Below are 5329 nucleotides of genomic sequence, written 5' to 3'. Positions count from 1 at the left end.
GCTGTTGATCGTGCCGGTGTTCGTCAAGAACTTCATCATCTTCCAGATGACGATGCTCCTGATCTACGGGCTCGCGGTGCTGGCGCTCAACATCCTGACCGGCGGCTCCGGCCAGTTCTCGCTCGGCCAGAGTGCGTTCTATGCCGTCGGCGCCTATACGTCGGCGGTGCTGATGGAGCACGCCAACATCAATTACGCGCTGACGATTCCGATTTCCGCGACGGTCTGCTTCGGGTTCGGTTACCTATTCGGCAAGCCGGCACTGCGGCTGTCGGGCGTCTATCTCGCGCTCGCCACCTTCGCGCTTGCGACCGCGATGCCGCAACTGCTGAAGTTGAACTTCCTCGAGCACTGGACCGGCGGCGTGCAGGGCCTCGTCGTCACCAAGCCTGACGCGCCGTTCGGCCTGCCGATGTCGCAGGACATGTGGCTGTACTACTTCACGCTCATCGTGACGCTCGCGATCTACATCTTCTCGGTGAACCTGCTGCGTTCCCGCTCGGGCCGCGCCTTCATGGCGATCCGCGACAACGAGATCGCGGCCTCCTCGATGGGCGTCAACGTCGCCCTGTACAAGACGTTGGCCTTCGGGGTGTCCGCCGGCATCACCGGCGTTGCCGGCTCGCTCGGCGCCATCGCCGTGCAGTTCGTCGCACCCGACAGCTACACCATCACGCTGGCGATCTCGCTGTTCCTCGGCATGGTCGTCGGCGGCGTCGGCTGGCTGCCCGGCTCGTTCGTCGGTGCTGCCTTCATCATCTTCGTGCCGAACATGGCTGAGAGCGTCTCCAAGGGCCTTTCCGGCGCGGTATTCGGCGTGCTGCTGTTCCTCGTCATCTACCTCGTGCCCCATGGCGCAAGGCAGATCGCGATCATGGGCCAGCAACTCGCCGGGAAGATCAAAAGAAACTGAAGCCCTCAAGTACTGTTGTTAACGAAGGAGATCGAATTGCATTTTGGAAGAATACTTCGAACCGCCGCACTCGTAACGGCGGTCGCTACCATCACCTCCGGCGCTGCACTCGCCCAAAAGAAATACGACACCGGCGCGTCCGATACCGAGATCAAGATCGGCAACATCATGCCGTACAGCGGTCCGGCGTCGGCTTATGGCGTCATCGGCAAGACCGAAGAAGCCTATTTCCGGATGATCAACGACAAGGGCGGCATCAACGGCCGCAAGATCAACTTCGTCACCTATGACGACGGCTATTCGCCGCCGAAGGCCGTCGAGCAGGTCCGCAAGCTGGTCGAGAGCGACGAGGTGCTGGTGGTGTTCAACCCGCTCGGCACGCCCTCGAACACGGCGATCCAGAAATACCTCAACGCCAAGAAGATCCCGCAGCTCTTCGTCGCCACCGGCGCCACCAAGTGGAACGACCCGAAGAACTTCCCCTGGACCATCGGCTGGCAGCCCTCCTACCAGAGCGAAGCGCAGATCTACGCGAAATGGCTGATGAAGGAGAAGCCGGACGCCAAGGTCGCGGTCCTCTACCAGAACGACGATTTCGGCAAAGATTACCTCAAGGGCACCAAGGACGGCCTTGGCGCCAAGGCTTCGTCCATGATCATCATGGAGGAGAGCTACGAGGTGTCCGAGCCGTCGATCGACGGCCACATCGTCAAGATCAAGGCCGCCAATCCGGACGTGCTGCTGATCTACACCACGCCGAAGTTCGCGGCCCAGACCATCAAGAAGACCGCCGAGCTCAGCTGGAAGCCGCTCCAGATCCTCACCAACGTGTCGATCTCGGTCGGCAGCGTGATGAAGCCGGCCGGCTTCGAGAACGCGCAGGGCGTGCTGTCGGCGGCCTATGCCAAGGATTCGACGGATCCGCAGTGGGCCAACGACCCCGGCATGAAGAAGTGGAACGAGTTCGTCGACAAGTACATGCCGGGCGCCGACAAGTCGGACACCAGCATGGTGTACGGCTATGGCGCCGCCTCGACCCTGGCCAAGGTGCTGGAAATGTGCGGCGACGATCTGACCCGCGCCAACATCATGAAGCAGGCGGCCTCGCTGAAGGACTTCGAGCCGGACACCATGCTGCCCGGCGTCAAGCTCAACACCAGCGCCACCGACTTCGCCCCGATTTCGCAGCTCCAGATGCAGCGCTTCAAGGGCGAGAAGTGGGAACTGTTCGGCGATATCATCAGTGGCGACGTCGCCTCCGAGTGACACGCTGACGCGAAAGTCCGACCCTCGAAAGCCCTCGCGAGCGATCGCGGGGGCTTTTTGTTGACGGCTGGCGCCAATCTTGTTCAATGCGGCGCCGATCCAACCCGGGTAGGAGAACAATGAGCGCCGTTCGTTTTCAGGTTGCGGCCCTCTGGACCGGGCTCGCTTTGTGCACTGCGATGGGCGACCCGGCGCTGGCGCAGAAGAAGTACGACAGAGGCGCCTCCGATACCGAGATCAAGATCGGCAACATCATGCCCTATAGCGGCCCGGCCTCGGCCTATGCCGCGATCGGCAAGGCCGAGGAAGCCTATTTCAGCAAGGTCAACGCCGAGGGCGGCATCAACGGCCGCAAGGTCAGGTTCATCTCCTATGACGATGCCTATTCGCCGCCGAAGACGGTGGAGCAGGCACGCAAGCTGGTCGAGAGCGACGGGGTGCTCCTGATCTTCGGCTCGCTCGGGACGTCTACCAACGGCGCCATCCGCAAATACATGAACGAGAAGAAGGTGCCGCAATTGTTCGTGGCGAGCGGCGCGTCGAAGTGGAACGATCCCAAACAATATCCCTGGACCATGGGCTGGCAGCCGAACTACGCGAGCGAGGCGCGCATCTATGCCAAGTACATCATGAAGGAAAAGCCGGACGGAAAGATCGGCGTGCTCTACCAGAACGACGATTTCGGCAAGGACTATCTGAAGGGGCTGGAGGACGGTCTCGGCGCCAAGGCCTCGATGATCGTGCTGCAGGAGGCCTACGACACCTCCGAGCCCGCGATCGACGAACACATCGTCAAGCTGAAGGCCTCGGGCGCCGACGTCTTCATCAGCATCACCACGCCGAAATTCGCCGCGCAGGCAATCAAGAAGGCGGCGGAGATCAACTGGCATCCGGTCCACATCGTCTCCAACGTCTCGGCCTCGGTCGGCGGTGTGATCGAGCCGGCCGGCCTCGAGATCTCCCAGGGCATCCTGTCGGCGAGCTACCTCAAGGACGGCTCCGATCCGCAATGGAATGCCGACGACGGCATGAAGCGGTTCAATAATTTCCTCGCGCAATACGATCCCAAGGCCAACAAGCTCGATGCTGGCGTCGTGTTCGGTTACGCCGCCGCGCAGACCATGGTGAAGGTGCTGCAGATGTGCGGCGACGATCTGACCCGCGAGAACGTCATGAAGCAGGCCGCCTCCTTAAAGGATTTCGCACCCGACACGCTGCTGCCCGGCATCAAGATCAACACCGCGCCGGACAATTTTGCCCCGATCGAGCAGCTCCAGATGATGCGCTTCAAGGGCCGGAAATGGGAGCTGTTCGGCGACATCATCTCCAGCGAGACCGGTCACTGAGGCCACGCAATTCAAAATCGCTCCGGATTGATTAAACAACTCAAGACAGCCGGACCTTCTCGCAGTTGCACACGAGAGCCGGCGGCCCTTGACTACTAAAGACGCAGCCCCCGCGACACCATCGCGGGGGCTTTCTGTTGAAGGCATCAGCCAAATCGTATTGAATTGCGGTCGCGTCACCAAAAACGGTCAAGCCAAGAAAAGGGACGCACACACACCAAGAAAATAGGGAGATAGGAATGCCCGCTGTCACCGGCAAGCTTGCGGCCGCGTCACTGGCGCTCGCGCTCATTGCGGCTACGACCTCCACTGCGTCGGCCCAGAAGAAATACGATACCGGCGCGACCGATACCGAGATCAAGATCGGCAACATCATGCCCTACAGCGGACCGGCCTCCGCCTACGGGATCATCGGGCGGACCGAAGCCGCATATTTCAAGAAGATCAACGAAGAGGGCGGCATCAACGGCCGCAAGATCAACTTCATCTCCTACGACGATAGCTATTCGCCGCCGAAGACCGTCGAGCAGGCGCGCAAGCTGGTCGAGAGCGACGAGGTGCTGTTCATCTTCAACTCGCTCGGCACGCCGCCGAACTCGGCGATTCACAAATACATGAATTCCAAGAAGGTGCCGCAACTGTTCGTCGCCACCGGCGCCACCAAGTGGAACGATCCGAAGGACTTCCCATGGACCATGGGCTGGCAGCCCAACTACCAGAGCGAAACGCAGATCTACGCGAAGTGGCTTTTGAAGAACAAGCCGGACGCCAAGATCGCAGTGCTCTTTCAGAACGACGATTACGGCAAGGATTACCTGAAGGGCCTGAAGGACGGCCTCGGCGCCAAGGCCGCCTCGATGATCGTCATGGAGGAGAGCTATGAAACCTCCGAGCCGACCGTCGACAATCACATCGTCAAGCTGAAGTCGACCGGCGCCGACGTCTTCATGAACATCACGACGCCGAAATTCGCAGCGCAGGCGATCAAGAAGAACGCCGAGATCGGCTGGAAGCCGCTGCACTTCCTCAACAACGTCTCGGCCTCGGTCGGCAGCGTGATGAAGCCCGCCGGCTTCGAGAACGGCCAGGACATCATCTCGGCCGACTATCTGAAGGACGTGTCGGATCCCGCGTGGGCTAACGATGCCGGCATGAAGGACTTCCTGGCATTCATGACCAAGTACTTCCCCGAGGGCGACAAGCTCGATAAAGGCACGATCGTGGGTTATGCCGTGGCGCAGACGCTTGTGCAGGTGTTGAAACAGTGCGGTGACGATCTCACCCGCGCGAACGTCATGAAGCAGGCGGCGAGCCTGAAGGACTTCCGTACCGAGGCGCTGCTGCCGGGCGTGAAGATCAACACCTCGCCGACCGATTTCGCACCGATCAGCCAGCTTCAGCTCGAGAGGTTCAAGGGCGAGAAGTGGGAACTGTTCGGCGACGTAATCAGCGCCGACGTCGGCGGCTAGCCGCCTGACGATTGGACGACGAAAAGCCCCCTGCGAGGCCATCGCAGGGGGCTTTTGCTTGCGCGCCGATTGTGATCACGCGATTGCATAATCGAATGATGGCAAAGCCGGCTTACGCTTTCACGCCCGATGCGGTAGGCAGGAGAACGGCGGCATTGGCCGCCAGTTTCTTCCGTCTGCCGAAGGCCATCGTCATGACCGACCGACGTCCCCTGCTCCGCGCCCTCTACGACGCAGCCGTCGCCGCCGCCCATCCCAATGTAGTGCTGGCGCCGCACTTGCCGGCCGCTCCCAAAGGACGCGTGATCTGCCTCGCCGCCGGCAAGGGCGCAGGC

General features: G+C 61.1%; 4 protein-coding genes and 1 pseudogene. All 5 read left to right on the top strand.

Features of this window, described 5'->3' with window-relative positions; genetic code table 11:
• A partial coding sequence (locus MOV75_RS26385; RefSeq protein ID WP_246930431.1) for a branched-chain amino acid ABC transporter permease occupies window positions 1-913 on the top strand: 913 nt, incomplete at its 5' end.
• A 36-nt stretch (window positions 914-949) separates the two neighbouring features.
• Window positions 950-2179 (top strand): ABC transporter substrate-binding protein, encoded by a 1230-nt coding sequence (locus MOV75_RS26380; protein WP_246930433.1) that lies wholly within the window; start codon window positions 950-952, stop codon window positions 2177-2179.
• Window positions 2180-2298: 119 nt separating this feature from the next.
• On the top strand, window positions 2299-3525 hold the full coding sequence (locus tag MOV75_RS26375) for an ABC transporter substrate-binding protein (RefSeq protein ID WP_246930435.1): 1227 nt from the start codon (window positions 2299-2301) through the stop codon (window positions 3523-3525).
• Between the two features lie 239 nt (window positions 3526-3764).
• Window positions 3765-4994 carry an ABC transporter substrate-binding protein gene (locus MOV75_RS26370; RefSeq protein ID WP_246930436.1) on the top strand — a complete coding sequence of 410 codons (1230 nt, stop codon included), beginning with the start codon at window positions 3765-3767 and terminating at the stop codon, window positions 4992-4994.
• Window positions 4995-5188: 194 nt separating this feature from the next.
• Window positions 5189-5329, top strand: a pseudogene (locus MOV75_RS26365) (glycerate kinase); the annotation flags it as partial.

This window comes from Bradyrhizobium sp. PRIMUS42 (assembly GCF_023006515.1).
Lineage (GTDB): Bacteria > Pseudomonadota > Alphaproteobacteria > Rhizobiales > Xanthobacteraceae > Bradyrhizobium.
This window is presented reverse-complemented; position numbering and strand designations above follow the sequence as displayed.

What these genes read in the sequence shown, in the direction of transcription:
- MOV75_RS26370 (WP_246930436.1), top strand. Translation starts at nt 3,765, where the DNA reads ATGCCCGCTGTCACCGGCAAGCTTGCGGCCGCGTCACTGGCGCTCGCG.
- MOV75_RS26375 (WP_246930435.1), top strand. Translation starts at nt 2,299, where the DNA reads ATGAGCGCCGTTCGTTTTCAGGTTGCGGCCCTCTGGACCGGGCTCGCT.